Source organism: Streptomyces sp. NPDC051172 (genome assembly GCF_040682555.1).
Lineage (GTDB): Bacteria > Actinomycetota > Actinomycetes > Streptomycetales > Streptomycetaceae > Streptomyces.
Genome location: NZ_JBFBBE010000016.1, coordinates 19,325 through 36,303 on the forward strand (window position 1 = coordinate 19,325; position 16,979 = coordinate 36,303).

The following is a 16,979-nucleotide window of genomic DNA, read 5'->3' on the forward strand; positions in this document are numbered from 1 at the left end:
CATGGCTGAACCCCTCCTGAGTGTCCGAGGCATCAGCAAGTCATTCCCCGGAACGCTCGCCCTCGACAATGTGGACCTCACGCTGTACGGCGGGAAGATCACCGCTGTCGTGGGCCACAACGGTTCGGGCAAATCCACCCTGGTGAAGATCCTTGCAGGTATCCACCGGCCCGACAGCGGTGAGATCACCAGCGCGCTCGCCGACGCCGGCGGCCACGGTCTGCACTTCATCCACCAAGACCTCGGCCTGATCAGCACCCTGACCGCGGTGGAGAACCTGAACCTGGACCGCAACGCCGGCTGGAGGGCGCTGTCCTCGCCGAACCGGACCGCCGAGCGCACGGAGGCGCTCCAGCTCCTCGACCGGTTCGGTGTCGACCTCGACGTCCGCACACCGGTCCAGAACCTCAGCGCCTCGCAACGCACCATGATCGCGATCGCCCGCGCCATGTCCCGCTGGGGCAACGAGCAGCAGATTCTCGTCCTCGACGAACCCACCGCCACCCTGCACGACCGCGAGGCCGAAGTCGTCCTCGACGCCACACGTCGCATCGCCGAACGAGGTGCGGCCGTCCTGTTCATCTCCCACCGCCTCGCCGAAGTCTGCGCGATCGCCGACCAGGTGGTCGTCCTGCGCGACGGCCGCCTCGTCGCCAACCGCACCCGTGGCGAGTTCGACGCGCACGACCTCGTCGAACTCATCGCCGGACACGACGTGGCGGACGAACCGGCGCCGGCCGTACAGCAGGGCGTCGACGACACCCAGGCCCGCCTGGAGATCCGCGATCTGCGCGGGCAGCGGCTGCGCGGGATCGACCTGGACGTCCGGGGCGGTGAGATCGTCGGGGTCAGCGGTGTCATCGGGTCCGGCATCGAAGAGCTGCTCGGCGTCGTCTACGGCACGAGGGACCTCCAGGGCGGCGGTGTCGCCGTCGACGGAAACCCGGTCAGGCCGAACAGCCCCCGTGATGCCATCGCCGCCGGTATGGGCATGGTGCCCGCCGACCGCCACCGACACGCCGCGTTCCTCGGATTCACGGGCCGGGAGAACCTCACCCTGCCGAGCTTCCGGGGCCTACGTCGGCCGTGGGGTGCGATCGGCCGTCGGCGCGAACGCACGGAAGTCGAGAGCTGGTTCGACCGAGCCGCCGTACGCCCCGGCCAGCCTGAACGGCTGTTCGCCCAGTTCAGCGGCGGCAACCAGCAGAAGATCGTCCTGGCGCGCTGGATGCGCACCGACCTGAAAGTACTCCTCCTCGAGGAGCCCACCCAGGGGGTCGACGTCGGCGCGCAGTCCGCCATCTACGACCTGCTCCGCCAGACCGCGGCAACCGGAGCCGCCGTGCTCGTCGCGTCCTCGGACACCAAGGAGCTGGTGACGTTGTGCGACCGCGTCGCCGTCCTCGCCGACGGGATCCTCACCACCGTCCTGGCCGGCGAGCAGCTCACCGAGAAGACCCTCATCCGCCACACCCTCGCCACGGGACCCGCCGATACACGCACGCCGAGAGCGGCCAAGGAGAGCCTCACATGAGCCACACCGTCGAAAAGGCGTCGGCCGACGATAACCGGGTCGCCCCTGCCATCGGTGGCGCCGCCACCGCAAACCGCGTGCTGACCGCGCTGTCGTTCCGCAATGTCAGTGCCGTCTACATCCTCGCCGCACTGCTCCTCATCTTCGCGGTGTGGATTCCCGACACCTTCTACACCGAGACGACCATACGGACCCTGTTCGACAGCCAGGCGATCGTCGGGCTCGTCGCCGTGTCCCTGGTGATCCCGCTGGCCGCCGGGGTGTTCAACCTCGCCGTCGGCTACCAGGTCGGCGCCGCCGGCATCATCGTCGGCTACCTGTTGGTCGACCAGGGCAGGGGAGTGCTGTTCTCGATTCTCGCGGCGCTGCTCGCCGGTGTCCTGATCGGCCTGGTCAGCGGGGTGCTCGTGGTGAAGGCCCGCATCGACTCGTTCATCGCGACCCTCGGCGTCAGCTCGCTGCTGGCCGCACTGGTCACCGCCGTCTCCGACGGCTGGCAGATCTTGAACCTTCCCAAGCCTTTCGCGGACCTCGGCACCAACACGCTCCAGGGCGTCACCTACCCGGTCATCGCCCTCGTCCTCGTCGCGCTGATGGTCTGGTACGTCCTGGAGCGCACTCCGCTTGGACGCCGCATCTACGCGACCGGTGGGAACATCGACGCCGCCCGTCTCGCCGGTGTGAAGACGTCGGCCATCATCGTCGGCTCCCTCATGGCGTGCGGTGCGATAGCCTCCCTGGCCGGCGTCCTGGTCACCGCGCGGCTGGCCAACGCCGACCCGACGGTCGGACCGAGCTATCTGCTGCCCGCGTTCACCGCGGCGTTTCTCGGATCCACCCAGTTTCGGGGCGGGCGGTTCAACGTGTGGGGTGCCGTCCTCGCCGTCTACGTCCTCGCTGTCGGTGTCAAGGGTCTCCAGCTTGCCGGTGCCCCGGTATGGATCCCCGACGCCTTCAACGGCGCCTCGCTGCTGCTGGCCGTCGGAATGGCCGCCTACGCCAGCCCGGCGAGGCGCGGCACCAAGCGCACGTTGCTCAGCGCACTGCTCGAGCGCTTGCGCCCGGGAACAGCCGGGGACACCGGTGCTGCCCAGCCCGATTCACCGCCGCATGTCTGAGCACCCGGCCGAACGTCCCGTCGACGATGTACCGCAGCGTGCCGACACAGGTGGTGCCGAGCGACCGGTTCGGGGTGATCGCGGCAATGCGCTTGTGCGGCGCCCGGTCGCGCGGAGCCGGATGCCGGCGTCACCGCCCGCTCGCGCCGGCTGTCTGACGCCGCGGCGCGGGTCGACGATGTCCGCCGAGGTTCGATACCGGGCCGCTTCGACGCCCACCGGAATGCCGTGGTCGCTGAGAGAGGTACCGCCCCGCTCATGGTCGACCGGGCGAAACACGACCCGGCGCGCATGCCGTCCACCGTGCCGAACAGACCACAGGGTGCGACTCAACTGGTCTCATCCGCTCCTCGATCTCGGCGGTCGGCGCTTCCGCCCGCGTCTGGCGAGCGGCGAGCAATCACGCCGCAAAAGCAGCAGACCCGTCCCTTGACTTTGGGATCACATGCCAGCAGGCTGACGCTAAAAGTAATAACCATTATGGCAGTTTGGAGGAGTCATGGCGCGCACTGTGATCCGCGGGGGCACCGTTCTCACCATGGAGCCCGGAGACGCGCCGCAGGTTGCCGACGTCCTGATCGAGGACGACGAGATCGTCGCCGTCGAGACGGATCTCGGTACCGTCGACGCGAACGCCATCGACGCCACCGGCTCCCTCGTCCTGCCCGGCCTGGTGGACACGCACCGCCACGTCTGGCAGTCCGGCATGCGCGGCGTCACCGGCGACTCGGTACTCAAGGACTACTTCCGCAGCATCCGGTTCCAGGCTTCCCCGGCGTACCGGCCGGAGGACATCGCGGTCGGCAATCTCGCCGGAATGCTCGAAGCGATCGACGCGGGGGTCACCACCGTCCTCGACTTCTGTCACGCCGTCGTCACCCCCGACCACGCTCACGCCGCGATCGACGGCACCACCGAGTCCGGCATCCGCAGCCAGTTCGCTCTCGGCTACTCCGACATGCCGGGCCGTCACCCCGATCTGCTCACCGTCGAGGGACTGCTCGGGCTCACCAGGCAGCTGCGCGAGAACCGCCTGCACGCCGACGACGCCCTGGTGACCCTCGGTGTCGCACTGTCGGACCTGCCCGAGGTCGGCGTCGAGCGCATCACGCGGGAGCTCGCCGGAGTCAGGGAAATGGGGTTGCGCAGCACCACCAACGGCCTCGCCATCCTGTTCCACGACCCGGTCGACGACCTCGCCGTGTTCGAAGAAGCGGGGCTGCACGGCCCCGACATCGTGTGGGTCCACCTCAACTACGCCACCCATGAGCAGCTCAGGCGCCTGTTCGACCTCGGCGGGCATGTCGCGGTGTGCACCGAGGCGGAGATGGCACTGGGCATGGGCCGGCCCGTCACCGAACGGGCTATCGCGGCAGGCGGGCACTGCAGCTTCGGCTGCGACGTGACCACTTCGGTGTCCGGCAGTCTGCTCAGTCAGGCCCGCACCGCCATGCAGGTCGGCCGGCTCTTCGGCGCCGACGAGGGGATGCGGGCCGGCCGTGCGCCGGCGTCGGTCCCCCCGAGCGCGGAGACCATGCTGCGGGCCGCGACCCTGTGGGGGGCCGAGGCGCTCGCCATCGACTCACGGACCGGATCGCTGCGCGCCGGCAAGCAGGCCGACATCATCGTCGTGCGCGGGACCGATGTGAACACCGCTCCGGTCAACAACCCGTACGCCACCGTCATCTCCCAGGCCCACCCCGGCAACATCGACACCGTCATGGTGGCGGGACGCGTCCTCAAGCGCGACGGGCGGCTGGTCGCCGACTGGAGCAGCGTGAGCCGTCGCCTGGAGGAGTCGCGCGACTACGTCACCGGTGTCGTGGAGGCCAACGGCGGGTTCTGGCCGACCCCGGCGATCGAGCTCCCGTGGTGACCCGATGACGAGCCACGCCCTGCCGACCTTCCCGACCGCACCCGACGGGCCATCGTTACCGGGCCGTCGCCAACTCCCTGAAACCCCCCAAAACCGGTTCGTCATACCCCTTGACGGTACCGAACATGACTACTCACACTGCCAAAACATTAGAACGGTTCGGCGCTTTAAGAGGTGCTGGACCCGCTGAAGCCAAGGAGAAGGAAGTGGAACCGGTGGATCTTTACGACATCGTGGTCGTGGGTTTCGGTCCCGCTGGGGAGGTCGCCGCCGCGACGCTCGGCATCGGTGGCCATCGGGTGGCCGTCTTCGAGCGGCAGCGCGAACTGTACCCGCTGCCCCGGATGGTCACATTCGACGGAGAGGCATGCCGGACCGTCCAGGCCACCGGCAAGAGCATCGACGAGGCACTGAGCACCGCCGTCGTCCTGGAGTCCTGCGCGTTCGGTGACGCGGACGCCGACCCCCTGCTCACCCTGGACTGGCGAGGCGTCCAGGGCGGCTTCCAGGCGCACTACTCGATCTTCCAGCCCGACGTGGAGCAGACCCTGCGCGACAGGGTCGCCGAACTGCCCAACGTCGAGGTGAACTTCGGCGTCGAGGTCGTGGGACTCGAACAGCACGAGGACCACGTCGAGCTGTCCGTCCGCCCCAAGGGCTCCACGGACGAGGCCGAGCTCCGTACGGTGCGCACCAAGTACCTCATAGGCGCGGACGGCACCAACTCCACGGTCCGACAGGCGGCCGGCATGGAGATGCACGACTACGACATGCACGAGCGCTGGCTGAACTTCGACATGAACGTGCTGCGGCCGCTGCCCGAGAAGTTCAACAAGCTCATCATGATCATGGACCCGAAGCGGCCTCACATGTACATGCCCCTGGGCACCACTCGACAGCGGTTCGAAATGCGGGTGGACGACAGCGAGACCGACGAGCAGATGCACGACCCCGAGGTCGCGTGGACCTTCCTCAAGGACAACCACGGCCTCGACGAGTCCTTTCTGTCGATCTGCCGACAGGTCGTGTACCACTACTACACACGCGTCGCGGCCGACTGGCGCAAGGGCCGGGTCTTCATCGCCGGAGACGCGGCACACACCATGACCCCCTACATGGGCCAGGGCGGTTGCTCGGCGATCCGCGACGGTCGCAACATCGCGTGGAAGCTCGACCTGGTTCTCAGGGGCGTGGCCGACGACTCCCTCCTCGACGAATACCAGACCGAGCGCGAGCCGCACGTCTCCGCACTGGTCTTCACCAGCCACCACCTCGCCGAGGTCGTCAACATCATCGACGCGGAGAAGGCCGCGGAGCGCAACTACGCGATGCGCAACGGGCTCACGCCTCCGCCGCCGCCGTTCCCCAAGCTCGACCACGGTGTCGTACACCAATCGCCCGGTGAGGGCCAGGCCGAGGTCACCGGGTCGCTGGCCCCCCAGGGGCGACTGCGCCGGCTCGGCACCGAAGGCCGTGGGGACGACGTGATCGGGCACGGATTCCAGCTGGTGGTGCGCCGCCGCCCCGACCTCGACGAGGCCCAGCGCAGTGCGCTGGCGGCAATCGGCTGCGCTCTGCTGGTCCTTGAGGACGCGAGCGACCCCGCCTACGCGGAGGACCTCGACGGCGTCTACACGGGCTTCCTCGACAGGCACGGTGTCGACGGGTATCTCATGCGGCCCGACTGGTACGTGTTCGGCGTCGCCGCGCACGAGCGGATCCCGGGTCTGGTCTCCGAGCTCGCGGCACTGCTGCAGCTCACCGAAACCGCCCGGTCGTCGGTGGCGCCGGCCTGAGGGGTCCTTGCACCATGCCCGCCCGGGTCGCGCGGCCGGCACCGTGCCTCGCCGCGTTGCCGTCGCCGTCGAAACCCCGGACCCCGATCCGATGAGGAGCCCCACGCAGTGAGTTACCGAGTAACCACCACCTCCGACCTGAGCTATGGGGAGCACCCCCTCCACAAGCTCGACCTGTACCGCCCGGACATCCCGGGCGAGGTGCCCGTTGTCCTGTATCTGCACGGCGGCGGCTGGCAGGTCGGGGACAAGACCGCCGACTCCAAGGAGCGCCTGGAGCGGTTGGCGAGTCACGGTGTCGCGGTCGCATCGGCGAATTACCGGCTCGTGCCCGACCATCGTTACCCCGCACAGGTCCATGACGCGAAGCGCGCCGTGGCGTGGCTGCGGGAGCGGGGTTCCGCTCTCGGACTGGCGACCGAGCTGGTCGGCGTCTGGGGAGCATCCGCGGGGGGATACCTCGCGACGATGCTCGGCGTCACCAACGACGACGCCGAACTCGTCGGCGGTGTCGACCCGGCCCGCGCCCGGGTCGACGTCGTCGTCGACTGGTTCGGACAGAGCGATCTTCAGTCCAACTCCCAGCGCAGCTGGCTGGAGAAGGAAGTTCTCGCGCCTCCCTTCGAGAAGCAGTTCCTCGACCTGGAGGATCCGTCCGCCGGTGGCGAACTCGTCGCCGCGGCCAGTCCACGCCGCCGTGTCACCGGCAACGAGCCGCCGTTCCTGATCGTTCACGGCGACCGGGATCGCATCACCCCGATCCATGAGAGCGCCACTCTGCACGAAGCGCTGGTGAGGGCCGGGGCGCAGAGCACATTCGTCACCCTCGGCGGTGCCGGACACGAGTCGCACACGTTCGACCGCCCCGACCACATCGCGATGACCGCGGCCTTTCTGCTGCAGCACCTGACGGCACGCTGACTCAGGTGCCGGTCTCGACCTGAGAGGACAACCATGAAGCTCGTCGGACTGACGACGCCAGAGATCACCACCCCCAGCATCGCTCGCGCCGAAGGGGACACGCTGCATGTCCTCACCACCATCGACGAGTTCTGGACAGCACCGGAGAAGTGGCTGTCGAAGAACGCCCGTGCCTCGGTCGCCGCCGGGAGTGCCACCCTCAGGCCCCCTGTCCCCCAGTCCGCCCGCGTGATCTGCGTCGGGCTGAACTACAAGGCGCATGCCGCTGAGGGCGCCCACTCCGTTCCCGAGTACCCGACTCTGTTCGGCCGCTGGACGCCGTCGCTGTCGGTCGGTGACATACCCGCCCCGGTACCCACGGGCGAGGAGGGCCTGGACTGGGAGGCGGAGGTCGCCGCCTACGTGGCACGCCCCCTGCGGGATGCCAGTCCCGAGGAGGCGCGTGCGGCGGTCCTGGGATATTCGACGTTCAATGACCTCACCGCGCGACGTGCGCAGAAGCTCACCGCGCAGTGGACGCTGGGCAAGAACGGTGACTGCAGCGGCCCCATGGGCCCCATCGTCACCGCGGACGAGGTCGGCGACCTGCGCGACGGCCTGCGGGTCCGCACCCGTGTCAACGGCGTCACCGTCCAGGACGGCAACACCAAGGACATGATCTTCGACGTCGCGGACATCCTCGCCCTGATCAGCAAGACGTTCACGCTTCACCCCGGCGACGTCATCGCGACCGGAACCCCGGAAGGGGTCGGGTACGTCCGGAACCCGCCGTGGCTCCTCACCGACGGTGACGTCGTCGAGGTGGAGGTCGACAAGCTCGGCGTACTGCGGACGCCCATCGTCGGAACCAGGGCCGAGTAGCGCCGTTGCGATCGGTTTCTCCCCCCAGCCCCCCAGCCCCCGCGCATCCAGCATCGTTCGAAAGAGTGAGGAATCGCATGAACAGCGACCCAACCGCAGCCGCGGCCGGCGGCGCGCTGGCGCCGGACCTTGTGCAGCACTGGGTGGACGGCGCACTCCGGGCCGGTGTCGGTGGCCGGACCGCACCGGTGACCAATCCGGCCACAGGCCAAGTGTTGCGGCGGGTCGCGCTCGCGGATCAGGAGGACACCGAGGCGGCGATCAGCGCCGCGGACCGGGCGTTTCCCAAGTGGCGCGACCTCTCGCTGACTCGCCGCACCGAGGTGCTGTTCTCGTTCCGGGAGCTGTTGAACAGTCGCAAGCACGAGCTCGCCGCGATCATCACGAGTGAGCACGGCAAGGTGCTCGACGACGCCCTCGGCGAGGTCGCGCGCGGCCAGGAGGTCGTCGAGTTCGCCTGTGGCCTGGCACATCTGCTCAAGGGAGGCTTCTCCGAGAACGCCTCCACTCGCGTCGACGTGCACTCGGTTCGGCAGCCGCTCGGACCGGTCGCCGTCATCAGCCCGTTCAACTTCCCGGCCATGGTGCCGATGTGGTTCTTCCCCATTGCCATCGCCTGCGGCAACACCGTCGTGCTGAAGCCGAGCGAGAAGGACCCCTCGGCCGCGCTGTGGCTGGCCGGGCTGTGGAAGGAAGCCGGACTGCCCGACGGCGTCTTCAACGTCGTCAACGGTGACAGGATCGCGGTGGACACACTGCTCACCGACCCGCGGATCAAGTCGGTCTCCTTCGTCGGGTCGACACCGGTCGCCCAGTACGTGTACGAGACGGGCAGCGCACACGGCAAGAGGGTCCAGGCGCTCGGCGGCGCGAAGAACCACATGATCGTGCTCCCCGATGCCGACCTCGACCTGGCCGCGGACGCCGCGATCAACGCGGGGTTCGGCTCCGCCGGAGAGCGATGCATGGCCATCTCCGCACTCGTTCCGGTCGGCGGGATCGCCGACGACCTGGTGGCCCGCATCGCCGACCGGGCCGCCAAGATCGTCACCGGCGACGGCACCCTCGGGTGCGACATGGGGCCGCTGGTCACACGCGAGCACCGGGACCGCGTCTCCGACTACGTCGACGCCGGCGAGGCGTCGGGCGCGCGGATCGTCGTCGACGGCAGGCTGATCGATCCGCGGGGTGATGCCGGCGGCTTCTGGCTCGGTCCGACCCTGATCGACCATGTGACCCCCGACATGAGCGTCTACACAGACGAGATCTTCGGTCCCGTCCTGTCGGTGGTCCGTGTCGACACCTACGAGGAAGCCATCGAGTTGGTCAACGGCAACCCCTACGGCAACGGAGTCGCGATCTTCACGAACGACGGAGGAGCGGCCCGGCGCTTCCAGAACGAGATCGAGGTCGGCATGGTCGGCGTGAACGTTCCGATTCCCGTGCCGATGGCGTACTACTCGTTCGGAGGCTGGAAGAACTCGCTGTTCGGCGACGCGCACGCGCATGGCACCGAAGGCATCCAGTTCTTCACCCGGGGCAAGGTGATCACCACCCGCTGGCTGGACCCGAGCCACGCCGGCATCGACCTTGGCTTCCCCCAGAACCGGTGACCCATGACCAGTGAACATCCGGCCGGGTCGATGAGCAGCTCACACGCATCCGGACCCGAACCCGAGAGGGCGGCGGCCCCCCACGGCCCGGTTGCCTTCGACGGCTTCGGAGGTGTCACCGCCGCACGCTCCCGGGCCGACCTGCTCGCGGACCACATCGGTGAACGCGTCATCGCCCAGGGGCTGCAGCCCGGTGACCCGGTGGGCACGCTGGACCACCTGCGCGAGGAGACCGGCTTCGCCCGTGCCACGGTGTCGGAGGCCGTCCGGCTGCTGCGGGACCGGGGCGTGCTCGAAATCCGGCCCGGCCGCGGCGGTGGCCTGTTCGTCGCCGCGAGCACTCCGGTGGTCCGGCTGCGGCGCACCCTGCTGAGCATTCAGGAGCAGCCGACCACGGTCCTGGACGCGATCGAGCTGCGAGAGCATCTGGAGTCGCTCATCGACCTGTCCGCCGCTCGCTGCCGCACCAGACGTGACGTGTCCGCGTTGCGCCGCTGCCTGGCGCGGATGGAGACGGCTGCGTCGTGGCAGGACTTCATGCAGGGCAACTGGACCCTGCACGAACGCATCGCGCAGATCTGCCCGAACGAGATGGCCCGCGCCGTCTACATCGGAACACTCGGTCATCTGACCGCCAGCACGTCCATGGTGGTGGGGGATCGTGGCGTCGAGCACGAGTACCAGCAGGAAAGGTACGAGGTCCACCGCGACCTCGTTGAGGCGATAGCGGCAGCCGATGAGGCAGCTGTGATGGACGCCGTGGCGCGACACCAGGTCAAAGCGTAGCCAGGAGAGGACCCCATGGGCAGTTCGGAATACCGTCAGTACCTGTTCCCCCACGATCATCCGAGACTGTCCGGCATCCGGGGTCTCGACGCCTACGGTTACCGGGAGGCCGCCAAGCAGGACGAGTTCACGGGTGGTCTCATCAACGGCTGGGAACCGCTCTACCTCGCGCCGTTCCGCGGGGTCAGCGAGAACGGCGATGTTCACCCCGAGCTTCATCCACTCGAGACTGCCCGGCCCGACGAACGGGCGCCGGTCGACGAGATGCGGAAGGCGGCACAGCATCTGGTCGACGTCGTCTCCGACGCCGACCGCGAAAGACTGTGCTATCCGGTCGACGCTCCCGAATGGCAAACCTGGGCCAACCCTGAGTTCATGCAGTTCGACACCGGGTTGCGGCTGGAATTCCAGCCGTTGCCGGTCCAGCGGGCCGCACTGGCCCTGGTCGAGGCTTCGCTGAGCCCCGAGGGTTACGCGCTGGTGCGGCAGATGATGCGGATCAACGGCTTCCTCGGCGAGGTCGTGGACCTGCCGAAGATCCTCAACGAGTTCAGCTACAACATCGCTCTCTACGGCACCCCGGACTCCGAACAGCCGTGGGGATGGCAGCTGTACGGGCACCACGCGGCCGTGAACTGTCTGGTCGTCGACGGGAACATGACGATCAGCCCACTGTTCCTGGGCGCCGAACCCGACCAGATCGACGAGGGCGAGTACGCGGGGTCCGGCCGTCCGTTCCAGCGACGCGCCGAACTTGCGCTGGAGCTGATGAACCTGCTGCCGGACGACCAGCGCGCCGCAGCGGTCCTCTTCCACCAGATGGTGGACCCGGCCATGCCCGAAGGCCGGGTCCACCCCGGCGACGAGCGACACCTCGCCGGCGCCTTCCAGGACAACCGGGTCATCCCCTTCGAAGGCACACCCGTGGCGCAGATGCCCGAGCGCGCCCAGGAACTGGTCTTCGAGGTCGTCGAGGAGTTCCTCTCCGTGCTCCCTGAGGGGCCGCGTGCCGCCAGGATGCGGCAGATCCGGAACCATCTCCAGGACACGTGGTGGTGCTGGATCGGTGGCCACCGGCCTGGCGACGTTTTCTACTTCCGCGTCCAGTCACCGGTCATCATCGTCGAGCTCGACCACCACTGCGGGGTCTTCCTGGACTATGACACCCCACGCCCGTTCCACATCCACACGGTGGTGCGCACACCGCACGGAAACGACTACGGACGAGCCTGGGTTACCCAGTGGGCGTCCGGGAACCGCGCGGAGTGACGCACAGGAAGCCGTGCGAGGACGCCACCCGGGGCGGCGACGTCCGCGGCGTGATCATGCACACCGACAGGGGGGCAGCGAATACTGCTCCCGGAAGTTCAAGCGAGCCTGCCGCAAGTTGGGCATCGTGCAGTCGATGGCAGAGTCGGATTGCCAGGCTCCCCTGCGGGAACGCCGCCCAGGGCCACCGCCGCTGTCTGCACCGCGACCTCCGGCAGCCCCTTCGGCCGCATCGACACCCGCATCATCCCCGCGGCCGCACGACAGGACAACAGCCGCACGGACGATCATCCCGCGCCCATCGTCACCCCGCACGGAATTGGGCAGCAGAGTCAGCGCCGAATCCGAAGAGGGTTCGCGGCGGCCAGAGACTTGTGCACGTGTTGGAGGTAGTGCAGGAACGTCTGGTGCGTCATGCCGGATTGCGACGGATGGCGGCGATCAGGGTCGGCATCTTTCGTTTCTCCGGTGCAACGGGTGGAGATCGGCATCGCGGGGATGTCCGCGATGCCGATCTCGACGGGTGTTCGTGGTGGATCGGCGCCGCGCCAGGTCAGCCCGCCATTTGGCGGATCGGTTCCGGGGTGGCTTCCGTCCGGCGGCGCCGGGCGGTGAGGCCGAGTGCGGCGGTGGCGACGGTCCCGGCGAGGGCGAGGACGCCCAGGGCGTTCGCCAGGGTGCCGACGGCTGAGGTGAGTGCGAGGACCACGAGCGGGCAGATGAACTGGCCGAGGAAGAAGGAGCCTGTCCACAGTCCGGTGCCGCGGCCGCGGTCGGCGTAGTCGAGCTTGGACATGGCGAGGGTGAGCAGGCTCGGCAGCATGATGCCGCTGCCCAGGCAGTTGATCACGGCACCGATGGTCAGGACGACCGGGTTGGGGGCGAGCCAGATCACCGCGAAGCCCAGGGCGCACAGGCCGAAGGCGGTGGGCAGCCAGACTTGCGGGCTGCGGCCGGCCTTGGCGAAGACGACGGCGCCGACCACGACCGCGGCACTGGAGCTGGCTGTGGCCAGTCCGATCACGCCGGAGTTGCTCACGCCCATGTCGTCCAGGAGGAACGCCATCTCCACCTGGACGGTGTAGAAGAGGATGGCGCCGAAGACGGTCAGCGCGCACGTGCCTGCCAGCGGACGCCAGGGGAAGGGCCGCTTGAGCGCCTGCTCCGTCGGTTCCGAGGCGGTGGGGGAGGGCTCGTTCGGCCGGTGGGCCGGTCGGGGCTGGGGCAGGAAGGCGGCCATGGCGGGGGCGAGCAGCAGGCTCACGGCGTAGGCCCAGAACGGCATGCGCCAGCCGGCCGATCCGGCGGCGCCGCCCAGGACGAAGAAGGCCGTCGCGGAGATCGAGGCGCACATCGTCTGCATTGCGAGGTAGCGGTCGCGTTGCCGGCCGGAGTAGTAGTCGCCGATCAGCGTGGTGCTGCAGGTCATGATGGCGGCTTCGGCGACACCGACGAGGGCGCGGCTGGCGACGATGGCGCCGAGGGAGTCCAGCCACAGGGGGGCGGTGCCGAGGATCGCGTACACCACGGTCGAGACGACGAGCAGGCGTTTGCGTCCGAGCCGGTCGACGATGACGCCGGCGAAGGGGGCCAGCAGCGCCAGGGAGAGGGCGGGGATGGTCAGGGCCATGGGGACGAGCGCGTTGACGCCCGGCACGTCGGCGAAGTGGGCCTGCATCTGCGGCAGGACCGGGGCGATGAGTACGGCGCCCAGGATGGGCAGGCAGCTTCCAGCCATCAGCAGCGTGAGGCGAAGCCGGTGGCCGGGGCCGGACACTGCCTGCTCGGTCGGGGTGTCCTCGACGGCTGTGGGCGTCGGGGACGGGAGCGGGGGCACGGGTGCAGGCATGCGGGAACTCCACGTGGCGGGTCGGGAGGGGAACGGGGGGTGCGGCCGTCGTGGTCGGGCCGCCCGGTACCGGTGGCAGGTTCGGAGCGGGGCGCCGATGACTGCCGGGCGTCGCGGCGGGCAGGCGCGCCGGGCGCCTGCGCGGTCCCGGCCAGCGGGTGATGGTGCGGCTCCGGCGCCGGGTTGAGACGACTATGGGCCAAGGGGCAGGTCCTGCCTAGCCCTCATCCGATCGATATCGAAGATGTGGATCATCCGGGGTCTGGATGCCGGGCACCTGTAGGAGCCCGCTATCTCGGTGCGACCGTGGCGATACGGCCGGGCTCGGAAGCGGCCAGCTCCGCTCCCACGCGGGCCGCGGTCTCGCGCAGCCAGATGTGGGCCGCGTCGTGGGTGTGCACCGGGTGCCACCACAGTGCCTCCTGCAGAGGGACTGCCCCGTAGGGCGGTTCCATGAGGCGTACGGCGGCCACGCCGCGCAGCAGCTCGGCCAGGCGCTGCTGTACCAGGGCGATCCGGCGGGTGCCTGCAACCAGGAAGGGCAGCGCCTGGAAGCTGTCGACGGAGATCTCCACGCGGGGATCGACGCCGAGCATGCTCAGCTGCCGGGCGGCCGGAGCGTCGTAGGCGCGCTGGTAGACGACCCAGGGCAGCCGTGCCAGGTCGTCCATGGTCAGCTGGTCGCCGACCTCGTCGTTCGTCTCGGCCACCAGGAAGGCCCAGCGGTCGGTGAACAGGTCGACGGCGGGGAAACCGCTGATGATGCCGTGCGGCATCAGAAGCCCGTCGGCCGTGCTGAGCAGCGGTGCGGTGTCCTCCGTGACGTCGATGGGCGTCCGCTGGAAGCGCAGCCGTACCCCCGGGGCCTCGGCGTGCACGATCCGGGCGAGCTCGGCGCCGAACACGGCGAGGGCGTAGTCGGAGGTGAGCAGGGTGAACTCGTGCTCCTCGCTGCCCGGGGCGAAGTCGGCCCTGCTGCTGAAGACCCGTTCCAGCAGGTCGCAGGCGGTCGAGGTGCGGTCCAGCAGGGCGCGGCCGAGGGCGGTCAGTTCGTACTGCTTGCCGACGCGTGCGAGCAGGTCGTCGTCGAAGTGGCGGCGCAGGCGGGCCAGGGCCGCGCTCATCGCCGGCTGGCTGAGCCCCACGCGCTGCCCGGCGCGGGTGACGTTGCGTTCCTCCAGCAGGGCCCGCAGGGACAGGACGAGATTGAGATCGAGGCCGGAGAGGGACACGGACACGACGCCTCCAGAGCGAGGCTGCTTGCGGCAGCAACATTTGCACGACAGATGATCAACATCTAAAGAATCTATTTCCCAGATTACGCGGTGGGGGTCACATTGGTCGCACCGCAATCTGGAGGACATTCCCGTGAAACCCGCAGCCGCTTCCACGTCCTTCTCCGGACCCTTCGCTCTTGGCGTCTTCTCCGCCCCTGACCAGGCGTCTTTCTCCGGTCTCGTGATCCCTGGGGGGCGCGTGCTGGATCTTCCCACGGCCCTCGGAGAGCCGGCCCTGACGACCCGGGGGATCCTCGAGCGCTGGGACGAGATGCTTCCCCGCCTGCACGAGCTCGCGGCCGACGAGACGGCCGACTGGCGAACGTTGGAGCACCTGCGGGCGCACGCGCCGGTTGAGCCCCGTCAGGTCTTCCAGTCCGGCGCCAACTACCGGCAGCATGTGATCGACCTGGAAGTCGCCCACCGCTCCCCCGACGACCCCCGCACCGTGGAGGAGGCGCGCGCCGAGATCGCCGCGGTCATGGACCGGCGGGCGGCCGAGGACCTGCCGTACGTGTTCACCGGCCTGCCGAGCGCGATCACCGGCCCCTTCGACGACGTCGTACTCCCTGACTGGGCCGAACAGCCCGACTGGGAGCTGGAGCTGGCGGCCGTCATCGCCAAGCCCGCCCACCGGGTGACGGTCGAGGAGGCCCTGGGGCACGTCGCCGGCTACACCATCGCCAACGACCTCACCGACCGCGCCACCGTCTTCCGCCGGGACATGAAGGCCATCGGCACCGACTGGCTGCGCTGCAAGAACGCCCCCGGCTTCACCCCGCTCGGCCCCTGGATCGTGCCCGCCGAGTCGATCACGGATCCGGGTGACCTGCGGGTCACGCTGAAGCTCAACGGCGAGACCATGCAGGACGAGTCCACCAAGGACATGCTCTTCGGTGTCGCGCGGTTGGTGTCGTACATCTCCCAGGCCTCCCGGCTCCTGCCCGGCGACCTGGTGCTCACCGGCAGCCCGGCCGGCAACGGCATGCACTGGGGACGGCTGCTGCGCGACGGCGATGTCATGGAGGGCTCCATCACGGGTCTGGGCGCGCAGCGCACCCGCTGCGTCGCCGAGAGGACCGCGTCGTGACGGCCCCGCTCGACCCCACGGACGCCGAGGGCGCGATCAACGAAGCCGCCAAGCGGCACTCCAACTGGGGGCGTTGGGGCGAGGACGACGTGCTCGGCACGCTGAACTTCCTCGACGAGGCCAAGCGCCGCGAGGGCGCGGCACTGGTCCGCCGGGGCGTGAGCTTCTCGCTGTCGCAGCCGTTCGACATGAACGGGCCGCAGAAGGGCTGGCGCCGCCGCACCAACCCCGTCCACACCATGCTGGACACGGGCACCGACGCGGCGCTGGGCAACCAGGGCTTTCCACACGGCATCGGCGGCGCCGACGACGTGATCGCGATGCCCCTGCAGTGCTCCACCCAGTGGGACGGGCTCGGGCACATCTTCGACCACGGCAAGGCGTGGAACGGACGCGACGCCGCGAAGACCGTCACCTCGGACGGCGATCTGGTCACCGGCATCGAGCACATGGCCCCGCACGTCGCCGGGCGCGGAGTCCTCCTCGACGTCGGCCGGGTGATCGGCGACGAACGCGGAGAACTGCCCGACGGTTTCGCGATCACCGAGGAACACCTGACCGCGACGGCCGAGGCGCACGGCGTGGCCGTCGGCCGCGGGGACATCGTCGTCGTCCGGACCGGGCGGCTGGCGCGCGCCCGCCGCGAGGGCTGGGGCGACTACGCGGGCGGCGACTCTCCCGGGCTGTCCTTCACCACTGCCGGCTGGCTGCACGCGAGCGAGATCGCCGCGATCGCCACCGACACGTGGGGCTTCGAGGTACGGCCGAACGAGTTCGACGGCGCCTTCCAGCCGCTGCACCAGGTCGTCATTCCCAATATGGGCCTGCTGATCGGCGAGATGTGGGACCCCGACGCTCTCGCGGCCGACTGCGCCTCCGACGGCGTGTACGAGTTCTGGCTCACCGCCGCGCCCCTGCCCATCACCGGAGGCGTCGGCTCCCCCGTCAATCCGGTCGCCGTCAAGTGACCTGCCCAACAAAGGAGTTGG

13 protein-coding genes are annotated in these 16,979 nt (G+C 69.2%); 11 read left to right on the forward strand and 2 right to left on the reverse strand.

What is annotated here, in order from left to right; all coding sequences use genetic code 11:
- Position 1: 1 nt before the first annotated feature.
- From AB0N07_RS12425 to AB0N07_RS12465, 9 genes are all read left to right on the forward strand, one after another.
- Positions 2-1,534 carry a sugar ABC transporter ATP-binding protein gene (locus tag AB0N07_RS12425; protein WP_365834187.1) on the forward strand — a complete coding sequence of 511 codons (1,533 nt, stop codon included), beginning with the start codon at positions 2-4 and terminating at the stop codon, positions 1,532-1,534.
- On the forward strand, positions 1,531-2,652 hold the full coding sequence (locus AB0N07_RS12430; protein ID WP_365834188.1) for an ABC transporter permease: 1,122 nt from the start codon (positions 1,531-1,533) through the stop codon (positions 2,650-2,652). Before AB0N07_RS12425 ends, AB0N07_RS12430 begins: the two co-directional genes overlap by 4 nt.
- Before the next feature lie 499 nt (positions 2,653-3,151).
- Positions 3,152-4,528 (forward strand): amidohydrolase family protein, encoded by a 1,377-nt coding sequence (locus tag AB0N07_RS12435; protein ID WP_365834189.1) that lies wholly within the window; start codon positions 3,152-3,154, stop codon positions 4,526-4,528.
- 215 nt (positions 4,529-4,743) lie between these two features.
- Positions 4,744-6,324 (forward strand): bifunctional 3-(3-hydroxy-phenyl)propionate/3-hydroxycinnamic acid hydroxylase, encoded by a 1,581-nt coding sequence (locus AB0N07_RS12440; protein ID WP_365834190.1) that lies wholly within the window; start codon positions 4,744-4,746, stop codon positions 6,322-6,324.
- A 108-nt stretch (positions 6,325-6,432) separates the two neighbouring features.
- A complete protein-coding gene (locus tag AB0N07_RS12445) occupies positions 6,433-7,245 on the forward strand; it encodes an alpha/beta hydrolase (protein WP_365834191.1) in 813 nt (270 codons plus the stop codon).
- 33 nt (positions 7,246-7,278) lie between these two features.
- A complete protein-coding gene (locus AB0N07_RS12450; protein WP_365834192.1) occupies positions 7,279-8,106 on the forward strand; it encodes a fumarylacetoacetate hydrolase family protein in 828 nt (275 codons plus the stop codon).
- A 77-nt stretch (positions 8,107-8,183) separates the two neighbouring features.
- Positions 8,184-9,719 (forward strand): CoA-acylating methylmalonate-semialdehyde dehydrogenase, encoded by a 1,536-nt coding sequence (locus tag AB0N07_RS12455; protein ID WP_365834193.1) that lies wholly within the window; start codon positions 8,184-8,186, stop codon positions 9,717-9,719.
- A 30-nt stretch (positions 9,720-9,749) separates the two neighbouring features.
- Positions 9,750-10,505, forward strand: a complete 756-nt coding sequence (locus tag AB0N07_RS12460) for an FCD domain-containing protein (RefSeq protein WP_365834194.1) — start codon at positions 9,750-9,752, stop codon at positions 10,503-10,505.
- Positions 10,506-10,520: 15 nt separating this feature from the next.
- On the forward strand, positions 10,521-11,774 hold the full coding sequence (locus AB0N07_RS12465; RefSeq protein WP_365834195.1) for a DUF3500 domain-containing protein: 1,254 nt from the start codon (positions 10,521-10,523) through the stop codon (positions 11,772-11,774).
- Between the two features lie 553 nt (positions 11,775-12,327).
- On the opposite strand, the gene AB0N07_RS12470 is transcribed toward AB0N07_RS12465, so the two are convergent.
- Together AB0N07_RS12470 and AB0N07_RS12475 are read right to left on the reverse strand one after the other, a co-directional pair.
- The gene (locus AB0N07_RS12470; protein ID WP_365834196.1) at positions 12,328-13,623 is read right to left on the reverse strand and encodes an MFS transporter; all 1,296 of its coding nucleotides are present in this window, start codon (positions 13,621-13,623) and stop codon (positions 12,328-12,330) included.
- Between the two features lie 290 nt (positions 13,624-13,913).
- Positions 13,914-14,855: a LysR family transcriptional regulator gene (locus tag AB0N07_RS12475; RefSeq protein ID WP_365834279.1), complete on the reverse strand. Its 942-nt coding sequence runs from the start codon at positions 14,853-14,855 to the stop codon at positions 13,914-13,916.
- A gap of 136 nt (positions 14,856-14,991) precedes the next feature.
- On the opposite strand from AB0N07_RS12475, the gene AB0N07_RS12480 reads away from it, so the two are divergent.
- Both AB0N07_RS12480 and AB0N07_RS12485 read left to right on the forward strand, forming a co-directional pair.
- Positions 14,992-15,990, forward strand: a complete 999-nt coding sequence (locus tag AB0N07_RS12480) for a fumarylacetoacetate hydrolase family protein (protein ID WP_365834197.1) — start codon at positions 14,992-14,994, stop codon at positions 15,988-15,990.
- Entirely contained in the window at positions 15,987-16,958 is a 972-nt protein-coding gene (locus tag AB0N07_RS12485; protein WP_365834198.1) for a cyclase family protein, read from the forward strand. Before AB0N07_RS12480 ends, AB0N07_RS12485 begins: the two co-directional genes overlap by 4 nt.
- The last annotated feature ends 21 nt before the right edge of the window (positions 16,959-16,979 follow it).

Coding starts and splice junctions, on each gene's coding strand:
- AB0N07_RS12425 (WP_365834187.1), top strand. CDS start 2: ATGGCTGAACCCCTCCTGAGTGTCCGAGGCATCAGCAAGTCATTCCCC.
- AB0N07_RS12430 (WP_365834188.1), top strand. CDS start 1,531: ATGAGCCACACCGTCGAAAAGGCGTCGGCCGACGATAACCGGGTCGCC.
- AB0N07_RS12435 (WP_365834189.1), top strand. CDS start 3,152: ATGGCGCGCACTGTGATCCGCGGGGGCACCGTTCTCACCATGGAGCCC.
- AB0N07_RS12450 (WP_365834192.1), top strand. CDS start 7,279: ATGAAGCTCGTCGGACTGACGACGCCAGAGATCACCACCCCCAGCATC.
- AB0N07_RS12455 (WP_365834193.1), top strand. CDS start 8,184: ATGAACAGCGACCCAACCGCAGCCGCGGCCGGCGGCGCGCTGGCGCCG.
- AB0N07_RS12460 (WP_365834194.1), top strand. CDS start 9,750: ATGAGCAGCTCACACGCATCCGGACCCGAACCCGAGAGGGCGGCGGCC.
- AB0N07_RS12465 (WP_365834195.1), top strand. CDS start 10,521: ATGGGCAGTTCGGAATACCGTCAGTACCTGTTCCCCCACGATCATCCG.
- AB0N07_RS12470 (WP_365834196.1), bottom strand. CDS start 13,623: ATGCCTGCACCCGTGCCCCCGCTCCCGTCCCCGACGCCCACAGCCGTC.